The organism is Patulibacter minatonensis DSM 18081 (genome assembly GCF_000519325.1).
GTDB lineage: Bacteria > Actinomycetota > Thermoleophilia > Solirubrobacterales > Solirubrobacteraceae > Patulibacter > Patulibacter minatonensis.
In genome coordinates, this window is sequence record NZ_KI912613.1 from 3,484,678 (window position 1) to 3,507,790 (window position 23,113).

At 75.0% G+C, this 23,113-nt stretch carries 28 protein-coding genes; 10 read left to right on the plus strand and 18 right to left on the minus strand.

Annotated features, from left to right (window positions below; genetic code table 11):
• Positions 1-2: 2 nt before the first annotated feature.
• On the minus strand, positions 3-581 hold the full coding sequence (locus PATMI_RS0116075) for a GNAT family N-acetyltransferase (RefSeq protein WP_051471810.1): 579 nt from the start codon (positions 579-581) through the stop codon (positions 3-5).
• The gene (locus tag PATMI_RS0116080; RefSeq protein ID WP_026911625.1) at positions 578-1,141 is read right to left on the minus strand and encodes a hypothetical protein; all 564 of its coding nucleotides are present in this window, start codon (positions 1,139-1,141) and stop codon (positions 578-580) included. Before PATMI_RS0116080 ends, PATMI_RS0116075 begins: the two co-directional genes overlap by 4 nt.
• A gap of 98 nt (positions 1,142-1,239) precedes the next feature.
• Here PATMI_RS0116080 and PATMI_RS0116085 point away from each other — a divergent pair, with 98 nt between their 5' ends.
• Positions 1,240-1,890 (plus strand): Rv0361 family membrane protein, encoded by a 651-nt coding sequence (locus tag PATMI_RS0116085; protein WP_026911626.1) that lies wholly within the window; start codon positions 1,240-1,242, stop codon positions 1,888-1,890.
• A gap of 61 nt (positions 1,891-1,951) precedes the next feature.
• The gene (locus PATMI_RS0116090; protein WP_036725993.1) at positions 1,952-2,638 is read left to right on the plus strand and encodes a DedA family protein; all 687 of its coding nucleotides are present in this window, start codon (positions 1,952-1,954) and stop codon (positions 2,636-2,638) included.
• A 13-nt stretch (positions 2,639-2,651) separates the two neighbouring features.
• Here PATMI_RS0116090 and PATMI_RS0116095 read toward each other — a convergent pair whose 3' ends face one another.
• The 3 genes from PATMI_RS0116095 to PATMI_RS30760 form a co-directional block, all read right to left on the minus strand.
• Positions 2,652-3,362: a hypothetical protein gene (locus PATMI_RS0116095; protein ID WP_026911628.1), complete on the minus strand. Its 711-nt coding sequence runs from the start codon at positions 3,360-3,362 to the stop codon at positions 2,652-2,654.
• Between the two features lie 64 nt (positions 3,363-3,426).
• Positions 3,427-4,140, minus strand: coding sequence for an SRPBCC family protein (locus PATMI_RS0116100; protein WP_036725996.1), 714 nt, complete (start codon positions 4,138-4,140; stop codon positions 3,427-3,429).
• 55 nt (positions 4,141-4,195) lie between these two features.
• Positions 4,196-4,921 carry a DedA family protein gene (locus PATMI_RS30760; protein WP_169738381.1) on the minus strand — a complete coding sequence of 242 codons (726 nt, stop codon included), beginning with the start codon at positions 4,919-4,921 and terminating at the stop codon, positions 4,196-4,198.
• Positions 4,922-5,027: 106 nt separating this feature from the next.
• On the opposite strand from PATMI_RS30760, the gene PATMI_RS0116110 reads away from it, so the two are divergent.
• A complete protein-coding gene (locus PATMI_RS0116110; protein ID WP_026911630.1) occupies positions 5,028-7,106 on the plus strand; it encodes a hypothetical protein in 2,079 nt (692 codons plus the stop codon).
• A 145-nt stretch (positions 7,107-7,251) separates the two neighbouring features.
• On the plus strand, positions 7,252-9,306 hold the full coding sequence (locus PATMI_RS0116115; RefSeq protein WP_026911631.1) for a hypothetical protein: 2,055 nt from the start codon (positions 7,252-7,254) through the stop codon (positions 9,304-9,306).
• Between the two features lie 119 nt (positions 9,307-9,425).
• On the opposite strand, the gene PATMI_RS0116120 is transcribed toward PATMI_RS0116115, so the two are convergent.
• Both PATMI_RS0116120 and PATMI_RS0116125 read right to left on the minus strand, forming a co-directional pair.
• Complete coding sequence (locus PATMI_RS0116120) at positions 9,426-9,776, minus strand: hypothetical protein (protein ID WP_026911632.1); 351 nt, start codon at positions 9,774-9,776, stop codon at positions 9,426-9,428.
• Positions 9,773-10,786 (minus strand): ArgK/MeaB family GTPase, encoded by a 1,014-nt coding sequence (locus tag PATMI_RS0116125; protein ID WP_026911633.1) that lies wholly within the window; start codon positions 10,784-10,786, stop codon positions 9,773-9,775. The genes PATMI_RS0116120 and PATMI_RS0116125 overlap by 4 nt, the downstream gene beginning before the upstream one ends.
• An 89-nt stretch (positions 10,787-10,875) precedes the next feature.
• Between PATMI_RS0116125 and PATMI_RS0116130 the strand changes: the two genes are divergently transcribed.
• Positions 10,876-11,982 carry an alkene reductase gene (locus PATMI_RS0116130; protein WP_026911634.1) on the plus strand — a complete coding sequence of 369 codons (1,107 nt, stop codon included), beginning with the start codon at positions 10,876-10,878 and terminating at the stop codon, positions 11,980-11,982.
• Between the two features lie 45 nt (positions 11,983-12,027).
• Here the strand turns inward: PATMI_RS0116130 and csrA are convergent, their stop codons facing one another.
• The 8 genes from csrA to PATMI_RS37560 all read right to left on the minus strand — a co-directional run bounded on the left by csrA (position 12,028) and on the right by PATMI_RS37560 (position 17,604).
• Positions 12,028-12,246, minus strand: coding sequence for a carbon storage regulator CsrA (gene csrA / locus PATMI_RS0116135; protein WP_026911635.1), 219 nt, complete (start codon positions 12,244-12,246; stop codon positions 12,028-12,030).
• Complete coding sequence (fliW, locus tag PATMI_RS0116140; protein ID WP_026911636.1) at positions 12,246-12,668, minus strand: flagellar assembly protein FliW; 423 nt, start codon at positions 12,666-12,668, stop codon at positions 12,246-12,248. Before fliW ends, csrA begins: the two co-directional genes overlap by 1 nt.
• A 29-nt stretch (positions 12,669-12,697) precedes the next feature.
• Positions 12,698-13,606 (minus strand): flagellar hook-associated protein FlgL, encoded by a 909-nt coding sequence (gene flgL / locus PATMI_RS0116145; RefSeq protein WP_026911637.1) that lies wholly within the window; start codon positions 13,604-13,606, stop codon positions 12,698-12,700.
• A gap of 37 nt (positions 13,607-13,643) precedes the next feature.
• Positions 13,644-15,026 (minus strand): flagellar hook-associated protein FlgK, encoded by a 1,383-nt coding sequence (flgK, locus tag PATMI_RS0116150; protein ID WP_026911638.1) that lies wholly within the window; start codon positions 15,024-15,026, stop codon positions 13,644-13,646.
• On the minus strand, positions 15,026-15,580 hold the full coding sequence (locus PATMI_RS0116155) for a hypothetical protein (protein WP_026911639.1): 555 nt from the start codon (positions 15,578-15,580) through the stop codon (positions 15,026-15,028). The genes flgK and PATMI_RS0116155 overlap by 1 nt, the downstream gene beginning before the upstream one ends.
• Positions 15,577-15,942 (minus strand): rod-binding protein, encoded by a 366-nt coding sequence (locus tag PATMI_RS34795; protein ID WP_051471812.1) that lies wholly within the window; start codon positions 15,940-15,942, stop codon positions 15,577-15,579. Before PATMI_RS34795 ends, PATMI_RS0116155 begins: the two co-directional genes overlap by 4 nt.
• The gene (locus PATMI_RS0116165; protein WP_026911640.1) at positions 15,939-16,679 is read right to left on the minus strand and encodes a flagellar hook-basal body protein; all 741 of its coding nucleotides are present in this window, start codon (positions 16,677-16,679) and stop codon (positions 15,939-15,941) included. Before PATMI_RS0116165 ends, PATMI_RS34795 begins: the two co-directional genes overlap by 4 nt.
• A gap of 229 nt (positions 16,680-16,908) precedes the next feature.
• Positions 16,909-17,604 (minus strand): flagellar hook-basal body protein, encoded by a 696-nt coding sequence (locus PATMI_RS37560; RefSeq protein WP_026911641.1) that lies wholly within the window; start codon positions 17,602-17,604, stop codon positions 16,909-16,911.
• A gap of 169 nt (positions 17,605-17,773) precedes the next feature.
• Here PATMI_RS37560 and PATMI_RS37565 point away from each other — a divergent pair, with 169 nt between their 5' ends.
• From PATMI_RS37565 to PATMI_RS0116195, 5 genes are all read left to right on the plus strand, one after another.
• On the plus strand, positions 17,774-18,172 hold the full coding sequence (locus PATMI_RS37565) for a hypothetical protein (RefSeq protein WP_026911642.1): 399 nt from the start codon (positions 17,774-17,776) through the stop codon (positions 18,170-18,172).
• A gap of 3 nt (positions 18,173-18,175) precedes the next feature.
• Positions 18,176-19,516 carry a flagellar filament capping protein FliD gene (gene fliD / locus PATMI_RS0116180; RefSeq protein ID WP_026911643.1) on the plus strand — a complete coding sequence of 447 codons (1,341 nt, stop codon included), beginning with the start codon at positions 18,176-18,178 and terminating at the stop codon, positions 19,514-19,516.
• A 36-nt stretch (positions 19,517-19,552) separates the two neighbouring features.
• Positions 19,553-19,930, plus strand: coding sequence for a flagellar export chaperone FliS (fliS, locus tag PATMI_RS30770; RefSeq protein ID WP_051471816.1), 378 nt, complete (start codon positions 19,553-19,555; stop codon positions 19,928-19,930).
• Positions 19,927-20,265 (plus strand): hypothetical protein, encoded by a 339-nt coding sequence (locus PATMI_RS0116190; RefSeq protein WP_026911644.1) that lies wholly within the window; start codon positions 19,927-19,929, stop codon positions 20,263-20,265. The genes fliS and PATMI_RS0116190 overlap by 4 nt, the downstream gene beginning before the upstream one ends.
• A gap of 69 nt (positions 20,266-20,334) precedes the next feature.
• Entirely contained in the window at positions 20,335-20,907 is a 573-nt protein-coding gene (locus PATMI_RS0116195) for a hypothetical protein (RefSeq protein ID WP_026911645.1), read from the plus strand.
• A gap of 96 nt (positions 20,908-21,003) precedes the next feature.
• Here PATMI_RS0116195 and PATMI_RS0116200 read toward each other — a convergent pair whose 3' ends face one another.
• From PATMI_RS0116200 to PATMI_RS37570, 3 genes are all read right to left on the minus strand, one after another.
• Positions 21,004-21,216 carry a hypothetical protein gene (locus tag PATMI_RS0116200; RefSeq protein ID WP_026911646.1) on the minus strand — a complete coding sequence of 71 codons (213 nt, stop codon included), beginning with the start codon at positions 21,214-21,216 and terminating at the stop codon, positions 21,004-21,006.
• Between the two features lie 207 nt (positions 21,217-21,423).
• Complete coding sequence (locus tag PATMI_RS0116205; RefSeq protein WP_157260805.1) at positions 21,424-21,780, minus strand: hypothetical protein; 357 nt, start codon at positions 21,778-21,780, stop codon at positions 21,424-21,426.
• Between the two features lie 408 nt (positions 21,781-22,188).
• Positions 22,189-23,103 carry a type IV toxin-antitoxin system AbiEi family antitoxin domain-containing protein gene (locus tag PATMI_RS37570; protein WP_026911648.1) on the minus strand — a complete coding sequence of 305 codons (915 nt, stop codon included), beginning with the start codon at positions 23,101-23,103 and terminating at the stop codon, positions 22,189-22,191.
• Positions 23,104-23,113: the final 10 nt, after the last annotated feature.

The following is a 23,113-nucleotide window of genomic DNA, read 5'->3' on the forward strand; positions in this document are numbered from 1 at the left end:
CCTCAGTCCGCCGCGCGGAGCTCCTTGGCGAGCATCGCGACGACCTTCGCGTGCTCGTCGCCCGGCGGCCCGACGGGGACCCGGCCGACCGGGACGTAGTCGCGGGCGCCGTGGAACGCCAGCGACGTCGTGTTCTCGGGGACGACGTTGACCTCGCAGACCATCCGGCCCAGGGTGGCCGCGTGCGACTCGCACGCGACGTACAGCCGCGTGCCGACCCCGCGACGGCGGGCGCGGTCGGAGACGGCGATGCGGTCGAGGTAGAGGAACGCGTCGTACCGGGCGCCGAACCACGCGTAGTGGACGCCGTCGTAGTCGGTGCCGGACTCCAGCGCGAGGCAGAAGCCGAGGACGCCCTCGTCGTCCTCGACGACCAGCGGGACGGCGCAGCGGGCGACGATCCAGGACAGGCGCTCCTCGTCCATCGGGCTGAGGACGTCGACGTCGCGCCGGTTGAGCTCGAGGACCTCGGCGTGGTGGCGCGGCTCCATCCGGACGACGCGCGACCCGTCGGGACGCGGGGCGCCGGCGGCCGCATGGTCGGGGTCGCCGTGCGACCCGCTCGGCGGCAGGGCGCTCACCCGTGGCCGCCGCCCGAGGAGACCGCGGGCGGTCGCGACTCCTCGGCGAGCGACGTGATCACGAGCGGTCCGCGGGCGGCGTCGTCGAGGACCGCGCCGGCCTCCTCCTGCGATCGGGCGTAGAGCTCGACGAGGAGGTGGGCGACGATCTCGTCGCCCTGGTGGGTGTGGAACCGGACGTGGCTGAAGAACTCCTGGGTGCCGGCGTCGCCGAGCGCCGCGTAGCTCAGGGCCTCCCCGGCCTCGGGGCCGGAGCAGACCTCGACCTCGTCCGCCGCCACGGTGATCGTGCAGGAGGCGACCCACGGGGTCCCCATCACGAGGCGCTCCCAGCGGCTCTCGTCGGCGACGAGCCGGCCCTCGGTGAAGATCAGGTGCGGCTGGTCGTGCATGCAGTCCAGGCACTGCACGACGGCCTCCTGCTGCTCCTCGACCGCGTGCACGGGCGTGCCGGTGGTCGGGTCGACGCGATGGATCCCGTCGTAGTGGACGTGGAGCTCCAGGGACGTCGACCAGCAGCGATAGCACCGCATCCATGGCAGCGTGCCGGGCTCCGTCATGGGGGGATCGTACGCCGCGCGCCGCGCGACGTCGGTGCGGCTCGACGAAGACCCGGGGAAGCGGCCCCCGGACGTCGTGTTCCGGATAGCCTGCGCGCGTGCGCCGCAAGCTCGTGACCGGCGGCCTCGCGCTCTTCGCGATCGCGATGGTCGTCCTCGCCATCGTCTCCTGGTCGACCAACGACGAGGACCGCGTCCGCGGCAGCGTCGAGAAGTTCGCCGCCGCGATCGAGGGCCGGGACTACAAGACGGTCTGCCAGGACCTCCTCGCCGACGACCTGCTCGACAAGCTCGAGCGCGGGCAGATCCCGTGCGAGCGGTTCCTCCAGGGGACGGCGGGCCGCGTGCAGGACCCGCGGCTGAAGATCCAGAACGTCGTGGTCGTCGACGACCGCGCCCGCGCGGCGATCGTCACCGAGGCGAAGGGCGAGGCCCCGTCCTCCGACGTGCTGTCGCTGCAGAAGCAGGACGGCTCGTGGCGGATCTCGGAGCTCAACCAGACCGCGACGACGGAGACGACCGGCACGTCCGCGAACGCGCCGACACCCGAGTCCTCCGGCGTCGTCACCACGCCCGCGCCGACCAAGGGCGACCTGACGCCCGACCCGTCCGCGCTCCCCGACGACGCACGCATCCAGGACCGCACCGGCAAGGGCAAGACCGAGGCGGAGAAGAAGCGCGACGCCCGCACCCGCGCGCTGCAGCGCCGTGCCCTGCGGGTGCAGGGTGCGCGCGACGAGCAGCCGTAAGTGGCGCGCAAGCGCTGGTATGTGGCGCCTAAACGCTCGATTCTGAGCTAGGGTCCCCGCGGTGATCGCGACCCTGTCGGCCGCCCTCCCGCCCCTCGCGCTGATGCCGCAGTGGCTCGATCCCGAGCACATCGTGCGGGAGTTCGGCTTCCTCGCCGTCCTCGTCGTCGTGTTCGCCGAGTGCGGCCTCCTCGCGTTCTTCCTCCCGGGGGACTCGCTGCTCTTCACGACCGGGGTGATGGCCAACAGCGGCAGTCCGATCTTCCTCATCGACCAGCCGATCTGGCTGCTCTGCGTGACGATCTCGCTCGCGGCGATCGCGGGCGACCAGGTCGGATTCCTGATCGGCCGGAAGGCGGGGCCGGCGCTGTTCAACCGCCCCGACTCGCGGTTCTTCAAGCAGGAGTACCTGTCGCGGGCCCAGGAGTTCTTCACGAGGTACGGCGGCCGGACCATCTTCCTCGCGCGGTTCGTGCCGATCGTCCGCACCGCCGCCCCGCTGGTCGCCGGCGCGTCGGGCTGGAACTACGCGGACTTCGTGCGCTGGAACGTCCTGGGCGGCATCGTCTGGGGCGCCGGCGTGACCGCCCTGGGCTACGCGCTCGGGGGCGTCGACTTCATCAACGACAACATCGAGGGCATCCTGATCCTCATCGTCGCCGTCTCGGTGCTGCCGATCGCCGTCGAGATGTGGGTGGCCCGTCGGCGCGGGCGGGCCGCGGCGGCGGGGGCCGACGACGGCTCCTGACCGGCGGGGCGGGTCAGGAGCTCCAGCTCCACGAGTCGACGACGTCCTGCATCAGGCGGTCGCCGTCGTCGGCGCCGCCCGCGCCCGTCGTCAGGGTCACCTGCACGTAGCGCCCGGCGTGGATCACGACGAGCTGGCGGATCGTCGCGCGCAGGGTGCCGCCGCCGGCCTTCGGCGTGTCGGCGCTGGCCTGGAAGATCCAGCCGTCCTCGCCGTCGACGGTCGCCTTCGTGAGGCCCGGCCGGACGTCGTAGGAGGGCTGGGTCTCGAACTGCTTCCGCGTGGCCTCGGCGACGTCGCGGGCGTCGAGGCCCCGCTCGTTGCTCCCGACCTCGCCGTCGCGGAACGACACGTTCGCGCGCGGGGGCGAGGTGTCCTTCTCGGCGTAGGCCGAGAACGTGACGTTCGCGAGCGTCGCGGCGTCGATCCGCTTGCGGGCCTCCGCGGTGCTGTCGACCCACTCCGCCGGGACGGACGCCTGGAACGCGTCGCTGGTGACCCGCCGGCCGTCCCCGGCGTCGGTGCCGGCCGCCGTCGTGGTCGCCGGGACCGCGGCGGTGGACGCGGTGGTCGCCGTCGGTGCGCCGGTCGAGGTGACCGCGGCGGTGGAGGTGCCCGCACCGGTCGTGGTGGCAGGGTCGTCGTCGGAGGACCCGCATCCCGCGAACGCGAGCGCCGAGACCCCCAGCACGATGGTGGCGGCCCGTCCGGCGCGTCGTCGCATGCGCCGCAGTATGGGCCGCGGCGCCGCCGCCGTCCACCGCCGGACGGCGGACCGGGGGCAGCCCTCAGCGCGCCCAGGTCTCGCGGGCCCAGCGGGTCCAGCGCTGGAACCACTCCGCGAAGTCGAGCTCGTCGAGCCCGTAGGACGTCAGCACGAGCTGACCGGCGCCGAACGGCCGGTCGTCGTCCGCGGGGCGCTGCACGGCCACGAGCAGGCCATCGCCCCAGGCGTCGACCGTCAGGCCGAGCTGGTGCGGGGAGCGGAACCAGACCTCGCCGGCGAGCTCCTCGCCGAACGGCGTGGTGGCCGCGTACCGGGCGCCGACCTGAAGCCCGGCGGCGGCGGTCAGCCCGAGGGCGTCCCAGGTCGCGGGCGCGCCGGCGTCCGGCAGCCGCCCCTGGAGCTCGATCGCGCGCCGTGACGCGTCGGGGTGGCGCTCGGCCCCGAGGCGGAGCTGCTGCACGAACGTCGTCCAGCCCTCGTCGATGTCGTCGAAGGACGCGTCCGTGTCGGCGGCGGGACGGCGCAGCTCGACGACGGTCCCGACGGGCTCCTCGCGGACGTGGAACAGGCCGCCGCCGTTGGTCTCGAACCGCAGCTTCTCCCGCGACCGGGCGACGCCGTCGACGAAGATCATGTCGATCTCGCCGTCGAGGCTGTCGTGTTCCCAGCCGAACCAGCGGTCGATCAGCGCACGCTCGGTGAGGAACGCCCAGACGCGGTCGACCGGTGCGTCGACCACGACGCGCAGGCGGAGCGGGTCGTCGTCGGCCGTCATCGGGCACCCGCCGGGGCGGGTCCCGCGTCGGGCGTGCGGGTCGGCCGTAGGGGCGTCACTCGACGTCGGCGGGGGGCTGCGCGCCCGGGGCGTCGGGACCGTCCGTGGCCTTCGCGGCCTTCGGGCGGCTGTGCCGGCGCTGCTCGAAGACGATGCCGACGATCGTCAGCACCACGACGCCGATGATCAGCAGGTCGATGTGGCCCTGGATGAAGTCGACGGTGCTCTTCGGCAGCGCGTAGGCGGCCAGGTGACCGATGAGGATCAGGCCCGTGCACCAGGCGATGGCACCGAGGACCGACCAGATGAAGAAGACGCGACGGTCCATGCCGACCGCACCGGCGACGACGGCCGTGAACGTGCGGACGACCGGGACGAAGCGGGCCAGGAACACCGTGATCGTGCCGTACTTCTCGAAGAAGACGCGGGAGCGGTCGATGTGGTCCTTGCGGAAGAACTTCGAGTCCTCCTTCGTGAACAGCGCGGGCCCCGCTTTGTGCCCGATCTCGTACCCGACGAGGTTGCCGACCACGGCCGCTATCGGCACGAACACGAGGAACATCCAGAGCGGATCGGAGTCCGGCTGCGTGTACGAGAGGATGCCGGCGCTCAGGAGCAGCGTGTCACCGGGGAGGAAGAAGCCGATCAGGAGGCCCGTCTCCGCGAAGATGATGATCAGGATCGCGATCAGGCCGTACTCGATGAAGATGTGCTCCGGGCTCAGCCATTCCGGCAGGAGGGCGAGCGGAGCCGAGATCTCGGCCAAAGACGGGGTCAGCACGGCTGGGAGCGTACCGGTGCCCGATGAGGGAACCCTGAGCGGCCCGGCGCCACGCGCCGGCGGGCCGCTCCTCCGCGGACGCCGCACGCCGCCGTAGGCTCCGCGCATGTCCCGCGTGTGGCCAGGGCCGGACGGCGACGTCCGGAGCGACGACGACGCCCGGGCGGACCTGGCGCTCGCCGTGGCGCTCGTCCCGCTCGTGGCCGGTGTGGCGGTGGCCGCCGGGCTCCTGCCGTGGGGCGCGCGGGTTCCGCTCGGACTGGCGCTCGTCGTGCTCGGCCTGGACGCCCGGCGGCTCGCCGGTGCGGCGTTCGCGGGTGGTCCCGGGCGCGCTGCGCGCCTGCAGGCCCTCGGGTCCGGGACCGTGGTGGGCGGGCTCGCCGTCGTCGCGGCGGCCGTGGCGCTCGGGGTCGACGGCGGGAGCCTGAAGCCGGTGGCGGGGGCCGACCTGTCGAGCTACGCCGGCGTCTTCGGCGGACCGTACGGGGGGCTGCTGCGACCGGTGCTGGGGCTGACGCTGCTCGTCGGCGGGGCGTGGGCGCTGCGCGCCGACGCCCGCGCGCCGGGCGGGCGATCCGCCGGACCGCCGGGAGCGATCACGTCCGCCACCGCCGGCGCCGGAGGAGCACTCCTGCTGTTCGCGGGAACCGGTCCCGGGGCACTGGGGATCGGCACGGACGTCCGCGTGCTGCTGCTGCTCGCGGTCGCCGCGGCGACGACGGCCGTCGTCGTCAGGGGCCGAGGCCAGAGCACCTGGACACGAGCGGCCGGGTTCGGAGCGGGCCTCCTCGCCGTGCTCGTCGTGGGGGACGGCACGTCGCTCGTCGGCACGGTCGCCGGAGCGCTGACGAACGACGCGCGCTCGTCTGACCCTTCGGGCGTGGTCCGCGGCCTGACGGTGCTGGTCGTCTCCGCGACGGCCGCCACGCTGTCGGCACTCGCCGTCCACCGCCGGGACGCGCTCCTCGGGGTGCTCCCGGTCGGCCTGCTGCTCGACTCGCCGCCCATCCGCGGCGTGCCGGCAGGTGCCGGGGCCCTGCTCGTGCCGGTGCTCGTCGCCGCCGCGATGGTCGTCACGTCCCGGGGGCGCGGACCCCTGGTCGGGCGCCTCACGCCGTCGACCGCCCTCGTCGTGCTCGCGGCGACCCTCCTGATCGGCGTCGCCGCGGCGCGGGGACTCGTGACCGAGGGAGCCGCCCTCGTGGCGTTCGGCGACCTGGACGAGGTGGACGTCCCGCGGCTCGTGTCGGCGTCGTCCGTGGCCGTGGCGGTGCTCGGGCTGCTGGCGCTCACCGCCACCTCGGTGATCCGGAGGTGGCCCGCGAGCCACACCGCGGCGCTCGCGCTGATGACGATCCTGGGGCTCTACTTCCTCCATCCCGCATGGACGCTCGAGCAGGAGATCCGCGACCCGTTCTCCGGCGGACGCGGGTACCAGGCGGGCGCGCTGCTGCTCGAGCTCGCGAGCGCAGCGATGCTCGTCGCGCTCCGCCGGACACCGCTGGTGCTGGCGGGTGGGGCGCTGGTCCTCGCCGACGTGCTGGGGCATCTGGGGGACCTCGTGCTCCACGGCGACGGGACGGGTCCGCCGGGGGCGCTCACGTCCGTCCTCGTGGTGCTCGGACCGGCCGCCGTCCTGTTGCTCGTCACCGCCGGGGTCGCGCTCTTCGGGTCGACGAGCGTCACGCGTGCCGCGCAGGCGGCGGCGACCGCGTTCGGCGTCGCGCTCGCGCTCTCCGTCTCGAGCGGGGCGGGGATCCTGGCCGACGGCATCACGAACGACGAGGGCGTCCGGGTCGGCGCGGCCCTCACCGGCGCCCAGCCGGCGATCGCGGCGGTGCTCGTGTGCGTCGTCCTCACCGGGACGGGCCTGCTCGCGGCGTCGACCGTCCGGCGGGCGTCCGGGCCCGCCGCGGGTGTCGCGGTCCTGCTGGCCGTGCTGGCGGGGATGCTCGCCGCGGGGGTCGACGTCGGAGCGCGCCGGTCCGCGGAGGACGGCGGTTCCCCGTCGCCCGAGGACGTGCTCCTCGGGTTCCGCACGGCCGGGTCGTCCGTGCAGGACGCCGGCGGGCTGCTGCCGGCCGGGCTCGCCGTGATCGCGGTGCTGGTCCTCGTGGCGGCGCGGTGGCACGGGTCGCGGGGGCCGGGACCGGCGGAGCACCGGGACGCCGGCGCATCGGCGTGACGGGCGCGCCCGGGATCCCGAACCGTCGGTCTGACGGATGGCCGCGGTCGCGTCGGACCGTGAGCGTGGCGGGGCGCCGCCGAGGAACCGTACGGGCCCGCCGGATCGTCACCACCTCCGCCGCGAGCCGCCGTACGCTCTGCCGATGTCCCGCGCGTGGCAGGTCCCGAGTCCCGATGAGCGCCTGGGGGAGGCCCGGCCAGGGGCGCTCCTGACGGCCGCGGGGGCGGTGCCGCTCGCGGCCGCGGTGCTGATCGCCGTCGGGCTGCTGCCCTGGGGCGCCCGGCTCGCGGTCGGCGCGGCGCTCGTCGTGCTCGGCCTGCGGATCCGCGCGCTCGAGACGACGACGCTCGGGGCCCGGATCCGTCCCGCGGTCGCCCGCGCGATCGGGCTCGCGCTGGTGGTCGGGGGCGCGGTGCTCGCCGCGGCGGCGCTCGGGGTCGCGCTGGACGGCGCCCGCCTGGACTCGCGGACGTCCTTCGAGGGGGAGAACCCGCAGCTCGGGCTCGCCGCGCTCGCCGGCGGGCCGTTCGCCTTCTTCGCGCTCTTCAGCCCGACGCTCGACGCGTGGGCCGGGGTCGGCTTCGGCGCGCTCCTCGTCGGGGCCGGGGTCGCGCTGGCGCGGACGCTGCGTCCTGCGACGGTCGGCGTGGCGGTCGGGGGCGTCGGGGTGGCGCTCGCGGTGCTGGCGCTGACCGGCGGCGGGGCGCTCGGGCTCGGCCCCGACGCCCGGGCCGTGGTCTCCGTCCTGCTCGCGCTCGGCGGGGCGGTCGTCGCCGTGGCCGGGCCGCCCGGGGCGGTGTCGCGGGCGGCGGGGGTCGCCGCGGGACTCGTGCTCGCGCTCCTGACGGGTGAGGCGACGGGCCTGGTCCAGCTCGCGCTGGGCGGGACGGTCGGTCCGCAGTTCCTCGTCCCGACGCGCGACGGCGCCGTCGCCGGCCTGCTGGTGCTCTCCGCGGCGATCGCGGCGGTGCTGCTCGTCACGGCCGCCCGGCGCCGCGACCCCGTCCTCGGCGCGCTGCCCGCCGGGGTGCTGCTCCTCGTCCACCCGCTCGACGGCGCGGCCGGCGAGATCGGGGTGCTGCTCGTGCCCGTGGTGCTCGCCGCGCTCGCGCTCGCCGCGGCCGCGGGCGTGGAGGTCGCGACGCGGATCGTGCCGCGGCCGGCCGCCCCGGCGGCGGTCGCGGTCGCGCTGGTGGTGCTCCTGGTCGCCGTCGTCGGGGCCTTCGGCGTCCCGGCGTTCAGCGTCTTCTCGGACGGGTCCCTCGACTCCGGATTCCGGAGCGGGGTCCTCAACGTCGCGCTCGGGACCCTCGTGGGGCTCGGCCTCGTCGCCGCGATCGCGTTGCGCACCGACGGGGTCGCCGGCGTCGTCGCGACCGTCGCCGTCCTCGTCGGGCTGCACCTGCTGCACCCGCTGGGGCAGCTCCGCGGCGTCGACGACGACTCGCTCCTGTCGAGCCCCGGGCTCGCGGTCGTGCTCCCGCTCCTCGAGCTCGCCCTCGGGCTGGCGGTCGCGCGCCGCCACCTCGCGCCGCCCGTCCTGGCGGCCCTGGGGCTCCTGCTGGTCAGCTGTCTCCAGGCCCTCGCGTTCGGGGTCGGCGACGCCGCCGAGGACGTCAGCGGGATCCTCGTCGTGGGGCTGACGTTCGGTCCCGCGGTCCTGGCGATCGTCGCCGCCGCGGGCTACGCCCTGGTCTGCCCGGCACCACGCGTGGTGGGTGCGCAGGCGTTCGCGGTCGGAGCCACCGTCGGAGCGCTGCTGTACGGGTCGCTGGCGACCGTCTCCCTCGGCTTCGCGGGCGACGGGGACGGGGCGACCCTCGACGGCGGCGGAGCGGTGCTGGCCGTCGGGCTCGCCGTGGTCGCGCTGCTCGGCGTGACCGTGCTCGCGGCCTCGACGGCCCGCCGGGCGTCGTCGACGATCGCGGTCGCCGCGGCCGGCGTCACCCCGATGCTCGCGATGATGGTCGCCGCCGTCGCGTCGTCGGTGGCGGACTCGCCGGGCGACGACGACGTCCGGTCGGCGGGATCGGCGGCCCTCCAGGCGGCGGTCGGGTTCGGCGACTCGGGCAGCGTCCTGGACCGCACCCCGGCCGGCTGGCCGGTGCTGCTGGCCGTCCTCGGGGCCGTGCTCGTGGCGGCGGGCGCGTGGCTGGAGTCGCAGCGACCGCTGCCGCCGGACGCACCGGTGGGCTGACGCGAGCGTCGGGGGCCGCCCGACCTGGCGGCGGCGCGGTCCGTCGGCCCTCCGCCCCGGCGGACACGGTTCCGGCCTGCCGCCCGGGACCGGACCCGTCGTCGACGGCCCGGCGCCGGTCAGCGCTTGACGAGCACGAAGACGAGCGCGATCGCGAAGCCGATCTGCCCGAAGCTCAGGGCCGTGCCGAGGTTCGTCGCGCCCGCGATCTCCGCGACCACGGTCGAGCCGGCGAAGGCGCCGACGACGATCGCGCCGTTCTGCCACAGCGGGCGGCTCTCCGGGAGCTCGGCCTCGTCGCCGTCCGCGCTCCGGGGCGCCGCGCGGCGCCCCAGGAGGCTGCGGCCCTTCGCATCCGCGTCGGTCAGCCGACGGACGCCGCCCTGCGCGGGCTTCGCCGCGGAGCCACCGGGCGCCGCGGTCTCGCCGGCCGCCCCGCCGTCCGGGCCGTCCGTCGTCGCGTCGCTCATCGGCCGGCACCCGTCGTCGACGGAGCGGGGGCGTCCGTGGGACCTGCGTCGGCGAGCCCCGCGGCCCGCTCGAGCTCCTGCATGAGGATCGGCACCGCCAGATCATCGCCGGTCTCCGCCAGGACGCGTCGCGCGGCAGGGCGGCCGCCCAGCCCGCGGAGCGCCCGCTCGCCGTGCTCGAGCCGGAAGTCGTCGATCGCGGTGCGCCTGCGGGCGTCGCGGCGGGCGGTCGCGACGTCCATCGACGCGCGGTGTTCGTCGAGGGTGCCGATCAACTCGTCGAAGCCCTGGGCCGGGGCGACGGAGCTGACCGCGACGACCTTCGTCGTGCGGTCGCCCATGGACCGGAGCGCCGAGCGGACGTCGGCCCGCGCGCGCTGGGCGATCCGTCCGAGGTCCGCCTTCGTGATCACGAGGACGTCCGGGATCTCCATGATCCCGCTCTTCAGGAACTGCAGGACGTCGCCGGACCCGGGCTGGACGATCACGACGACGGTGTCCGCCACGTCCGCGACGTCGGTCTCGGACTGCCCGACGCCGACGGTCTCGACGATCACGACGTCGAACGCGACGGCCAGCGCCTGCGCGGCGGAGCGGGTCGCCCACGCCAGGCCGCCGAGGCGGTCCGCCGCGGCGGTCGAGCGGATGAACACCGCCGGGTCCTTCGGGTCGACGAGGATCCGTGCGCGGTCGCCCAGCAGCGAGCCGCCGGTGCGTCGCGACGACGGGTCGACGGCGAGGACCGCGACCGTGCGGTCGAGCGCCCGGAGGCTGCGCACGAGCTCGGAGAGGAGGGTCGACTTGCCGGCGCCGGGCGGCCCGGTGACGCCGACGACGTGGCCCGTGGGCTCGTGGCCGAGCTCGGCGGGGGAGAGCAGCCGGAGCAGCTCGGTGGTCTGCGCGGTCGCGGCGGGCGTCCGCGTCTCGACGAGGTTCAGGACGGCCGGGGCGGCGGCGAGGTCCCCCTCGCGCAGCCGCCGCGCCAACGTCGCTCCCAGGTCGTCCCGCATTCCCGGGATCGTACGGGGCGGGGCCGCCGCGACCGCCCGTCGCCCGGTGCGACCGGCGTTCAACCGTCCGTGTGGCATCGTCGGGCGTCATGACCGACGACTTCGACGTCCTCCGGCAGCCCCTGAAGCTCGGGGCGCTCGACCTGCCCCATCGCCTCGTGATGGCGCCGCTCACCCGCAACCGCGCGGACGAGGACGGCACGCCGAACGCGCTGATGGCCGAGTACTACGGCCAGCGCGCCGGGTCCGCGGCGCTGATCGTCTCCGAGGCCACCTGGGTGACGCAGCAGGGCAAGCCCTACCCGCGCACCCCGGGCATCGCGACCGATGCGCACCGCGACGGCTGGCGCCTCGTCACCGACGCCGTCCACGCGAAGGGCGGCCGGATCGTCGCGCAGCTCTGGCACGGTGGCCGCGTCGGCCACCCGGACACGTCGGGGCAGGACCTCGTCTCGGCGTCCGACGTCGCCCTCGACGCGTTGACGATCTTCACGCCGACGGAGGCGAAGGCCGCCATCCCCGCGCCGCGGCCCCTGACGCTCGAGGAGATCCCCGGCGTCGTCCGGGACTTCGCCGACGCGGCCCAGCGCGCGATCGACGCCGGCTTCGACGGCGTCGAGATCCACAGCGCCAACGGCTACCTGCTGCAGCAGTTCCTCTCCGACACCACGAACCACCGCGACGACGCCTACGGTGGCAGCGCCGAGAACCGGGCCCGCTTCGTCGCCGAGATCGTCGGCGCGGTCACCGACCGGATCGGCGCGGAGCGGACCGGGATCCGGCTGTCGCCGCTGGCGCCGGCCCACGAGATGGCCGAGGAGGACGGCGGCGACACCTACCGCGCGCTGGCCACGACGATCGCCCCGCTGGACCTCGCGTACGTCCACCTCCTCGCGCAGCCCGAGCACCCGCTGACGGCCGAGCTGCGCACCGCCTACGGCGCGCCGCTGCTCCTGAACACCGGGTTCGCGAAGCACACCGAGCGCGCCGAGGCGATCTCCTTCGTCGCCGACGGCCACGCCGACGCGTCCGTCGTCGGGCGGGCGTTCATCGCCAACCCGGACCTCTACGAGCGCTGGTCGCAGGACGCCCCGCAGAACGAGACGATCTCCAACCTCTTCTACGCCAGCGGTCCGGAGGGCTACACGGACTACCCGACGCTGGCCGAGGCCGAGAAGGCCGTCGGCACGGCGTAGGGCGTCCGCGCCGGGGTGCGGCGCCGCACCGGCGCCGCAGCGGCGTCACGCGCGCTTGGGCACCTGCGGCAGCGTGGCGGGCGCCCCGGCGGCCGCGCGGTTCTCGTCGCGGACCGCGGCCCACAGCTCCTCGCGGTAGACCGGGACGGAGCGCGGGGCCTCGATGCCGATCTTCACGGCGCCGCCGGCGACCTCGACGACGGTGATCTCGACGTCGTCGCCGATCATCAGCTTCTCGCCCTCGCGGCGGCTGACGATCAGCATCAGGCGGCCACCAACGGGGCGCGGAGCGGGGCCTCGTCGGCGCGGTTGATGACCTGGTGGCCCGTGCCGTTCGCGAGCAGCAGGGGCGCGCGGAGGTTCGCGGTGAAGTCCTCGACGTTCCCGATCGCGCGGACGACGACCCACACGTCGACCTGCTCCGGATCGCCGAGTCCGGCGGGGACGTCGCCGTCGTCGAGGACGACGTCGAAGCCCGGGAAGAACGTCTCCGGCCGCGTGACCGGGAGGGCGATCGACGGGTCGTCGATCGACTGCAGCCACGCGAAGGGGGCGTCGTCGCCGTCGCGGCGCAGGAGCGCCCAGCGGACGCCGGGCAGCCCGACGAGGCCGTCGGGGAACTCGAGGGTCTCGTCGTCGGTGACGTCGAGGTCGCCGAAGCGAGTGCTCTTGAGGTGGGTGGCCATGGAGGTGGTGGGTCGGGGTGGCGCGCCGCTCAGCGCAGGAAGTCCATGAGCGAGGCCTGGACGATGCCCGCGCCGGCCTTCAGGGCCGCCTGGTAGGTCGCCTGCTGCGTGGCGTACGCGATCATCGTAGAGGCCGCGTCGGCCTCCTCGACGCCGGAGCGCTGGGCGGTCGCGGCCTCCTCGACCTCGACCAGCCGGTCGCTCGCCGAGATCAGCCGGGTCCCGGTCGCGCCGACCTCGGCCCGCAGGCCGGACAGCGCGTCGAGCTGGGTGTCGAGGCCCTTCAGGTCGGTCGTCCGGAGCGCGTCGGCGTCCGCGGCGGTCCCGCCGCGCAGGTGCTGCACGATCGTGCGCAGGGCGTCGAGCATCTTGCCGTCGCCGCCGGCCTGGCCGAGCACGCGGCCGGCGAGGTCCGCGTTGACGGTCACGTGGACCCCGGTGCCGATCGTGCGCAGGACGGAGCCGGAGTCGCCGGAGAACGCGTCGGTGCCGTCCGGGTCGTACGGTCGGGCCGTCGACGCGCCCGCGAAGACGGGGACGCCGGCGTAGGTCGCGTTCGCCGCGCCCTTCACGGTCTTGATCAGCTGGTCGATCTCCGACGCGGCGGCGTCCCGCGCCGACTGGCCGCCGGCGTCGTTGCCGGCGCCGACGAGGAGGACCCGCGCGCGCTGCACGGCGTCGCTGATGCCCTGGAGCGCGGAGTCGGACGCCTGCTGCCAGCCCTGCGCGTCGGAGACGTTGCGCTTGGACTGCGCGATCTGCGAGAGCTCGGTCCGGAGGTGCATCGCCCGCGTCGTGCCGTACGGGTCGTCGGACGGCCGGGTGATCTGCTTCCCCGACGTCATCTGCTCGTACGTCGCGGCGAGCCGGAGCTGTCCGGCCTGGAGGTCCCGGAGGACGGTGCGGCTCATCATGCCGCTGGTGATGCGGAAGCTCACGGGCGGAGTCCCTCGTGGTCGATGGGGCGGCGGGGGCTCACAGGCCGACCCGCCCGGTGCGGTTGATGAGCTGGTCGAGCATCTCGTCCATCACCGAGAGCGTGCGGGCGGCCGCCTGGTAGCCGCGCTGGAAGCGGACGAGGTTCGCCATCTCCTCGTCGATCGCGACGCCGGACACCGACTCGCGGCGGTCCTGCAGCGCCGTGGCGAGCGACGACGCGGTCTTCTCGGCGGTGATCGACTGCGCGACCTCCGAGCCGACCTGGCCGACGAGGGCGGTGTAGTGCTGGTCGGCGACGCCGCCCCGCAGCGCCGCGATCGCGGTGGCGACGTCGTTGGTGCCCGTCGCGCCGGCGACGAACGCCGACAGCGCGCCGCCCTGGACCGGGTCGACCGCGGCCGCCACGGCGATCGGCGGTCGGGGCGTGCCGGAGACGATCGCCCCCGTCGGGACGGTGAAGATCGCGGCGCCGCCCGCGGCCTGGTGGACGCCGTTGACCGCGGTGGCCAGCTCGCTCGCCACCTGCGCGATCGACGTGCGGTACGCCGCGACCGGCCCGGTGCTCGAGGCCACCGACGCCAGGGCGCCGAGCGAGCCGGACCCCGGGTCGCCGGCCGGGAACGCGAGCGTCCACGGCTGGCGCGACTGCGCGCCGGAGACGATCGGCGTCGGGTCGCTGCCGAGCGACACGTCGATCATCCCGGGGACCGGGTCGCCGTTCCCGTCGAGCGTCGGCTCGACCCGGACCTGCGCGTAGGAGGACAGGGAGTCGAGGAGGACGTCGCGGCGGTCGAGCAGGTCGTTCGGGGTTTCGCCCCGCGCCGTCGCCTGCCCGATCGCGCCGTTCAGCTGCGCGAGCTCCCGCGCGGCGAGGTCGATCGGACCGCCCGCCGCGGTGCGCGCGGTCAGCTCGGCCTGCGCCTGCGACTGGACCGTCGCGAGCTGGTCGTCGAGCGCCGAGAACGTCGTCGCCGTCGCCTTCGCCGTGTCGAGCAGCACCTGCCGGGCCGAGCTCGACGTGGGGGAGTTCGCGACGTCGGACCAGGCGCTCCAGAAGCGGTTCAGCTGCGCGGAGAGGCCGGTGTCGCCCGGCTCCGCGAACGCGAGCTCCGCCTGGCCGAGCAGCGAGGCCTTCGTGCTCGCCTCGCCGAGCTTCGTGCTCTGCGCGCGGAACTGCACGTCGGAGAAGCCGTCCCGGATCCGCTGGATCCCGGTGACGCTCACGCCGGACCCGAGCTGCGCCTGGCCGGCCGCGGTCTGGATCGTCAGCGACGTGGACGCCGTCGTGTCGACGCGCTGGCGCGAGTAGCCGGGCGTGGACTGGTTGGCGATGTTGTGGCCGGTGACGTCGATCGCGCGCTGCTGGGCGAGGAGGCCCCGCAACGCGGTCTCGACGCCGTGGAAGGACGAGATCGGCATCAGGCGCGCAGGTCGAGGCCGTGGCGGTGCAGGGCCACGTTCGCGGCGGAGCCGGGCGCGGACGACCCGACGACGCGGCGCCCCTCGCCGGGCGGCTCGTACGTCGGCTCGGCCGGCACGCCGCCCAGGTGCATCAGGTGGTCGAGGAACGACAGCTCCTGCTGCATCAGCGTGCGGTTGGTGCGGTGCTCGCGGGCGACCTCCTCCATGGCGGCCAGGAGCTCGTCGCTGCGCTCGCGGGCGAGCAGGGCCTGCTGCGGGTCGACCAGCGAGCAGAGCCCGGTGACCGAGACCTCCCACGGCTCGACGCCGAGCATCGCCGCACCGCGCTGCAGCAGCGCGGTGCGGCGCTCCTCGAGCGTCGTGCGGAACGTCGACTCGGCCTCGAGCGTGCCGGTGTGGCGGAGCACCGCCGCGACGTCGCGGGCGCGGATCGCGACGCCGAGCTCCTCGACGGCGGCGCGCAGCCGGACGACGGAGCGGAGCTGCTCGTCGAGGTGCAGCACGAGGTGCGACACGAGCTCGCGGGCGAGGGGCGGGGCGGGCGTGGTCACGAGCGGGTCCCGGTCTGGGGGGTGGACGTCGGGGCGGGGGAGGCCGCGGGTGCGGACGACGTCGGCGTCGCCGCGGCGCTCGCGTCGGTCGTTCCGGACGTCGCGGCGGTCAGCTGGGCGGCGATGCCGATGCCGCCCGCGGCGGCGAGGGCGTCGGCCATCGTCCCGGGGAGCATGTCCCGGTAGGCGGAGGTCGCCGCGGAGCCCGCGTCGTCCTCCGGGGCGGCGGTGGCGGAGAGCTGCTTCGTCAGCTGCTCGAGCAGGACGCGCTCGAACTGCTTCGCGGCGCGCTCGGCGGCGGGGGTGGCGGTCGGCGTGGCGAGGGCCGCCGGGAGGGCGCCGGAGACGGGGACGACGCTCATCGCTTGACCCCGTTGGCGATCTCCATCATCTGGTCCTGGGTCTGGACGGCGCGGCTGGCCATCGAGAACGCGCGCTGGGACTCGATGAGGTCGACCATCGCGTCGGAGGTGTCGACGTTCGAGCCCTCCAGGACGCCCTGGCGGAGCGTGGTCGCGTTCGCACCCGTCGTGCGCACCGCGGTCGCCGTCCCGCTGCCGGCGGTCGTCGCGAAGAGGGAGTCGCCGATCGACCGGAGGCCGTCGGGGGCGGGGACGTCCACGATGCGGATCCGGCCGAGCGCGGTGCCCTGGGGCGTGGTGACCGTCCCGTCCTGGGCGATGCGGAGCTCGTCCGCGCTCGTGCCCGCCGGGACCGGCTTCACGCCGTCGACCAGGGCGCCCGACGGGGTGCAGAGCCGGCCGCGGGCGTCGACCTGGAGCGCGCCGGCGCGGCTGAGCGCGGGCTGCCCGCCGCTCATGACCTGCAGGTAGCCCGGGCCGGTGAGCGCGACGTCGAGCGCGCGCCCGGTCTCCTGGAACGCCCCCGGTGCCGAGCTGCGCCCGAGGTCGGCGGCGGCGGATCCAGAGCCGACCTGGACGCCCTCGGCGCCGTCGCGGACGTAGAGGAGGTCCCGGAACGCGAGCCGCGAGTGCTTGTAGCCCGTCGTGTCGACGTTCGCCAGGTCGTTCGAGACCGCGTCCATGCGGGTCTGCTGGGCCGACATGCCGGCGGCTGCTGCGTAGAGGCCTTGGAGCATCGGGAGGTCCTTCCGGGGATGCCGCACGCGGACCGGCGGCGCTCCCGTGATCGGCCGCCGCGGGCGGGGCTTGAGGTGCGGCGGACGGTCGGTGGACCGGGTCGCCCGGGCGCGCGGGTCCGGTCCGGGAATGCGCGGATCCCGGTCGATTCCCTGATGGGTGGCCTCGCGGACCCCGTGCGGGCCGCGCTGCCCGCACGATCTCCCGGCGGGTGGGTCCGCCAGCGCCCTACGAGCCGTTGGCGTTGCCGACCTGCGACGCCGCGCGACCGAGGGTCTCGTCGATCGTCGTGATCGACTTCTGGCCCGCCTCGAAGGCACGGAGCGACGCGATCATGTCGACCATCGCGCGGGTCGGGTCGACGCCCGAGCCCTCGAGCGCGCCCTGCTTCACCGCACCCGCGCCGGCGGTCCCGGCGGGCGTCCCGTCGAAGAGTCCCTCGCCGCGCTTCACCGGGTCGGTCAGCATCGTCACGCCCAGCGCGTCCGGTGCCACGGTGCCGTCGGCCGCCACCCGGACGGGCTGCCCGCCGGGGCCGAGCACGTCGTGCCCCTGCGCGTCGACGAGCGTGCCGCGCGGGGACGCCCCGAACTGGCCGCTGCGCGCGTACCGCGTCCCCTCGGGGGTGCGGACGGCGAAGAACCCGTCGCCCTCGATCGCGAAGTCGAGCGGCTCGCCCGTGTCCCTGGCCGCCGATGGACGGATGTCCGTCACCGTGGCCGAAACGTACGGCCCGAGGCCCGCGCGGCCGACGACCGCTCCGGTACGGGTGTTCGACAGCAGCAGGTCGCCGAACGACGTCTGGATGCTGCGATCCCGCTTGTAGCCGGGGGTTGCGGCGTTGGCGAGGTCGCCGGCCAGCTGGTCCTGGCGGACCTGCTCGGCCCGCATCCCGGCGGCGGCGACGTAGAGACCACGGTCCATGGGCGTGGTGATCGGCCACGCCCGGCGGTCCTTGAGGAGCGCGCAGGCTCCGCGATCCGCTCGCGAAACTTCACAGGTGTCAAGAATCCGGGGGAGGCGCCGATCATCAGAGCACCGCAGCCGACGTCCGCGTCCTGATCCCCGCCGCCGATCGCCGAGCGAGACCCCCATGAGCGACTCCACGAACTCCATCGACCGCGCCTCGCGCATCACCCCGCTGTCCGCCCTCGCGGAGCACCGGCGGCAGCGGCCGCCGGCCGCCGACGTCGCACCGCAGCGGACGGTCGAGGCCGCCAGCTTCGACGGGGTCTCCGCGACCGTCCCGGACGCCGTGCTCGCCGAGATCGGGGACGCGATGGACCGGCTCGAGGACCTCCAGGCCCAGGGGCGCTCCGTCCGCGTCACCGCCGACGGCGGCGCCGGTCCGCGCATCGAGCTCGTCGACGCCGACGGCCGCGCCGAGGCGCTCGCGCCGACCGCGCTGTTCGACGTCGTCTCCGGCGATCGCGACGCCGCGCGGGCCGCCGCTCCCGCCCCGTCGTCCGGGCACGTCGACCGCGAGGCCTGAGCCATGGGCACGATCAACCTGACGGGCCTCGCCACGGGGCTCGACACCACGGCGTTGATCGACAGCCTGATGGCGATCGAGCGCCAGCCGCGCACGCGGATGGCGACGCAGCAGTCGACGCTCCAGACGAGCAAGAACGCGCTGCAGGCGGTCTCCGACGCGCTGAAGAAGCTGCAGACCGCCGGTCAGGCGCTCTCGGACCCCACGATCTTCGGGAACAAGCAGGCGGTCGACATCGGGAACGCCGCCACGGCGACCGCGACGATCGTCTCCGGCGCCCCGACCGGCGGCTACGCGCTGCAGGTCGACCGGCTCGCCCGCTCCGCGCAGGCGAGCTACGCGTTCACCGCACCGACCTCCGACACCACGATCGACGTCGCCGGGAGCGGCTGGAACGACGCGATCTCCGTCTCCGCGGGCACCAGCCCCGCGGACCTCGTCGCCCGCATCAACGGCGACCCGTCCCTGCACGTGGTCGCGTCCGTGATCACCGTCGACGGCGCGCAGCGGCTCTCGTTCGCCAGCCGGGCGACCGGTGCGGCGTCGGGCTTCACCGCGTCCTCCGCCGGGGTGCTCTCCGACGAGACGACGAAGGCCGGTCAGGACGCGTCCGTCCGGATCGACGGCGAGACCCACACGTCGCCCACGAACATCGTCGAGCACGCGATCCCCGGCGTGCGGCTGTCGCTCCGCGGGGTCGACGCCGTCGGCACCACCGTGACGGTCTCGCCGCCGGGCGCCGACACGACCGCCGTCGGCAAGGTCGCCAAGGACTTCGTCGACGCGTACAACGCCGCGGTCGACCTCCTGCGCAGCACCACCGCGGTCTCGGCGACGTCGAAGGGCGTGCTCTCCGGCGACTCCGGGCTCGTCAGCCTGCAGGCGCAGCTCCGCGGCGCGCTCGTGTCGATGTCCGGCGGCGCGGCGTCGCTGCCGCTGGAGGCCCTCGGGATCTCGACCGGCAAGGCGTCGGGCACCGCCACGTACTCCGCCGACGCCGTCGCGGGCAAGTTGACCTACGACGCGGACGCGCTGAGCAGGGCGGTCACCGCCGATCCCGCGGCGGTCCGCGCGACCCTGACGGCGTCCGGCGGCGTCGTGAAGGGCCTCGTCGACACCCTGGCGTCGTACACGGGCGCGAGCGGGACCCTGACGACGAGGATCAGCCTCGCCGGCCAGGACATCGCCGACATCGGCAAGCGCATGGACGACTTCGACGTCCGCCTGACCGCCCGCCAGACCGCCCTGAAGGCCCAGTTCGCGAGCCTCGAGTCGACGATCTCGAAGTGGCACGACCAGAGCTCGTGGCTGGACGGACAGATCAAGGCCCTTCAGTCGAGCTGACCTTCAGACCCGGCGCTTCCGTCCGATCTCCTGAACGTGTCCACCTACGCCGCTCCCCACGCTCGCGACGCGTACCGCGAGAACGCCGTCCTCACCGCGTCGCCCGCCGGGCTCGTCGTCATGTTGTACGACGGCATCGGCCGCTTCCTCCGGCAGGCCGCCTCCGCGATGGAGGACGGCGACCGTCCCACCGCGTCGGCCCGCATGCAGCGCGCCGAGGCGATCATCTCCGAGCTCCAGGTCACCCTCGACCACGACCGCGGCGGGGAGATCTCCGGCCGCCTCGCCGAGATCTACGGCTTCTGGCGCCGGCACCTCGACGCCGCCCGCCTGGAGCAGGACCCGGTCAAGCTGCGCCATGTGATCGCCCAGGCCGCCGAGCTCCGCGGCGCGTTCGCGGCGATCTCGGGATGAGCGGCGGCGCCGACCGGTACGACGCCGTCGCCGCCCTGAGCGAGCGCCTCGTCGTGGCGGCCGGCACCGGCGACCTCGAGCTCCTCGGCCGCCTCGTCGAGGACTGGGACGCCACCACCGCCGCGCTGCCCGCCGTCCCCGGGCCCGACGCGGGCCCCGCCCTGACCCGCGCCGCCGCGGCCCACGCCCAGCTCGGCGTGCTCCTGCGTGCCGCGCGCGACCGCGTGGGCGACGAGCTCGCCCGCGGCGCGGCCGGCCGGCGGACCGCCGTCGGGTACGGCGCCGGGGCGTCGGCGCAGGCTGCGGTCGGCGTGGTCGCCGAGCACCGGGCCTGAGGAGCCTCGCGCACACGATCCGCACCGGATCCGCACAACGCCCCATCGGTGCGTTGGGACCGTCGATGCGTGCTCGAGCGCTTCCTCCGGTCGATCCTCCCACCCGCGGTGGTCACCGTCGCGACCGCCTGCTCCGTGTGGTGGCTCGCCGACGGGTTCGCGGGCATCGACGGCATTCCCCGGTTCCAGCCACGGGAGTCGACGGTGGCCGGGTGCGTCGTCCTGGAGGACGGTGTCCGTGCGGCGATCGATCGGGCCACGGCCGGCCCGCTCCTGCTGCTGACGGGGTGCCTCGTCGCCTCGGCCGTGGTGGCGGGCTGGGCGACGCACCGGGCCCACGGTGCCCGGGCCGGTCGCGGCGTGACCGTGGTCCTCGTCCTCTCGGCGCTCGTCGGCGGCGGGCTGTGCCGGGTGGTCGAGGTCGACGGCGGCGCGTTCCTCGTGTGCGTCGTCTTCTTCGTCGCGGTGCCGTTCGCCTGGCTCGTCGCCATGACGGCGCTGTGCGACCTCCGCCGCACGCGGTGGCCGGGTGGCCGTCGGTCGGACGTGGCGGTCGCGATCCTGCCGCTCGCGCACCTCGTCCTGGCGCCGATCGTCGTCGCGGTGGTGACCGAGACGGGGGAGGCGGCGTTCTGCATGTAGCCGCGGGACCGACACGGTCGGTGGAGCCCCCGCGTCGCGCCCGATCCGGGGAGCTCGAGGTCCGGACGCGGACCCACGCGCCGCGGTTCCCCTGGGTCAGCCGGCCTCGACGATGTCGTTCTCGCCGAGCCACACGAGCTCGCCGTTCGGATGGCCCTCGTCGATGAAGACCACGAGGTACTGGAAGTTCGGGGTCGTCGTGTCGACCTCGCGGACGACGGCCTCGGTGCCGGGCAGGATCGTCCCGCCCTCGGGGGACGGGATCTCCGGAAGCAGCTCGACGTGCTGCCCGACGACGTACCGCGGCATCCGGCCAGTATCGGCGGTGGGGCGGACGGGCGGGGTCGGGGGCGGGCGGGCACCCCGGCGGTCTGGTCGGGCGTCGGCGGCGCGTAGGGCTTCGTGGCGCTCCGCCCGACGGCCGGCCGCCCCAGGGTCGGCGGATCGTCGCCCTCGGTCGATGGGCCCGCGCTCGGGTGCGGGAGTGGGCGGCGGGAGCCGCCCTCCGGGGTCGGATCAGGCGGCGAGGCGGAGCGCGCTGCGCTCCTGAACCGCGCGGGCGGCGGCCCAGGCACTGCGGTCGCGGATGCCGCGCTCGCGGTAGGCGTCGGCGAGCTGGTCGTACGCCGCGGCGAGGGTCCAGCGGACGTCGTCCTCGTGCCGGCCGCAGCGGTGGCAGGGCTGGGCGCGGAGGCTCGAGACGCGGCGCTCGTCGACGGCCACGTGGGCCTCGTCGCGGCGGATCGCGAACGGTGAATCCGTGGTGTGGACCGTGGAGATGAGCTCCTCGACGTCTCGGACGAGGCGCTCCTCCGCGGTCTCCACCCGGGTGGTCGGGAGGACCTGATGGAGGTGTGCGGTGGGCGCTTGCATGACCTGTTCCTCGGCTGGTGGTGCGCCGACCTGCGGGCCGGTGCGGGGGTGGTAGACGAACGATGGGTCCATCCTGCTCGCCGAACGTCCGGGCGACCGTGACGGCTGACGCGCTCGCGGCGGTGCATGGGGTACGTCGGGCGGTCCCGGCGACACGCCCGCTCGGGGTGCGATCACGGCGCGACGGGGGTGGCTGCGATTTGTGCGCCCATCGCGCACGGATGGCTGCCGGGCGGTGGTGCGGGCGGGGTTGGCAGCGATCTGTGCGGTCACCGCGCACCGATCGCTGCCAGGTGGCGGCGCGGGCGGTCGTGGCAGCGATTCGTGCGCTCATCGCGCACGGATGGCTGCCACGAGTGGATCGGATCGGATCGGCAGTGGTCGGTGCGGCGGTTTGCCTCGAGCGACTCACGGTGCCCAGCCCCGTCGGAGCGCGGTCGCCATCAGCTGACGTGCGCTCACGTCGCGCCGCTCGACGATCTGTCGACGGACGAAGCGCATGGTGAGCCATCCCTTCGCCGCGAGGTCGTTGTCACGGAACCGATCGGACTCCAGGGCTGACGCTCGCTCGTGGGCGGATCGGCTGTCGGCCTCGGCTGCGAGGGCGAACGGGTGCCAACCGAAATCCAGCCGGTACGCCGCACCCGAAGCCCCCACCACCCGGATCTGGCGGTCGGCCGGTGGCATCGGCAGCGAGCGCAGGAGCAGATCGAGTTCGTCCTCCAGCGGGGTCTGGAGGAGCGCCGACTCTGCGGTCTGTGGATCGACGCGCCGGAGCCTGGTGACGCCCGGATGGTGCGGATGGGCCCGGACGACCGCCGGGACGGCGCCGACCGGGAGGAGCCCCTGGAACTCGCCCTCGCGGATCATGCGCCTGACGGTGTCGTCCGACGCACGGGCCGCGATGTCGAGGACGGTGCGGGCGGGACTCGTGACCGGGAGCCCGCGCACGACCACCACGTCCTCGGGGCAGATGGTGCGGGTGCGGTGGACGACGATGCCTGCGCCGCCGGCCCGGGTCGTGCCTGGGACCGTGACGTGCTGCTGCGTCGTGGGCCGGTCGTGCATCCGATGGATCTCGGCGGCCGACCAGTGGCTCAGCGCCGCGCCTGCCGCCGGGATCGAGAGGACGGTCGCCCACCGCATCGCCCAGGCGTCCTGGACCGGGCCCAACGCGTAGACGCCCCACCCGACACGGAACAGCCGCCCGCTCTTCACGCGCGACCGGATCCCGGAACGACTCAACCCGCAGGCGGCGAGCTGCGCCACGGTCACGATTCCACCCTGCCTCGCGGCGAGCTGAGCGAGGCGGAGGTCGTCCATGTCCTGATCC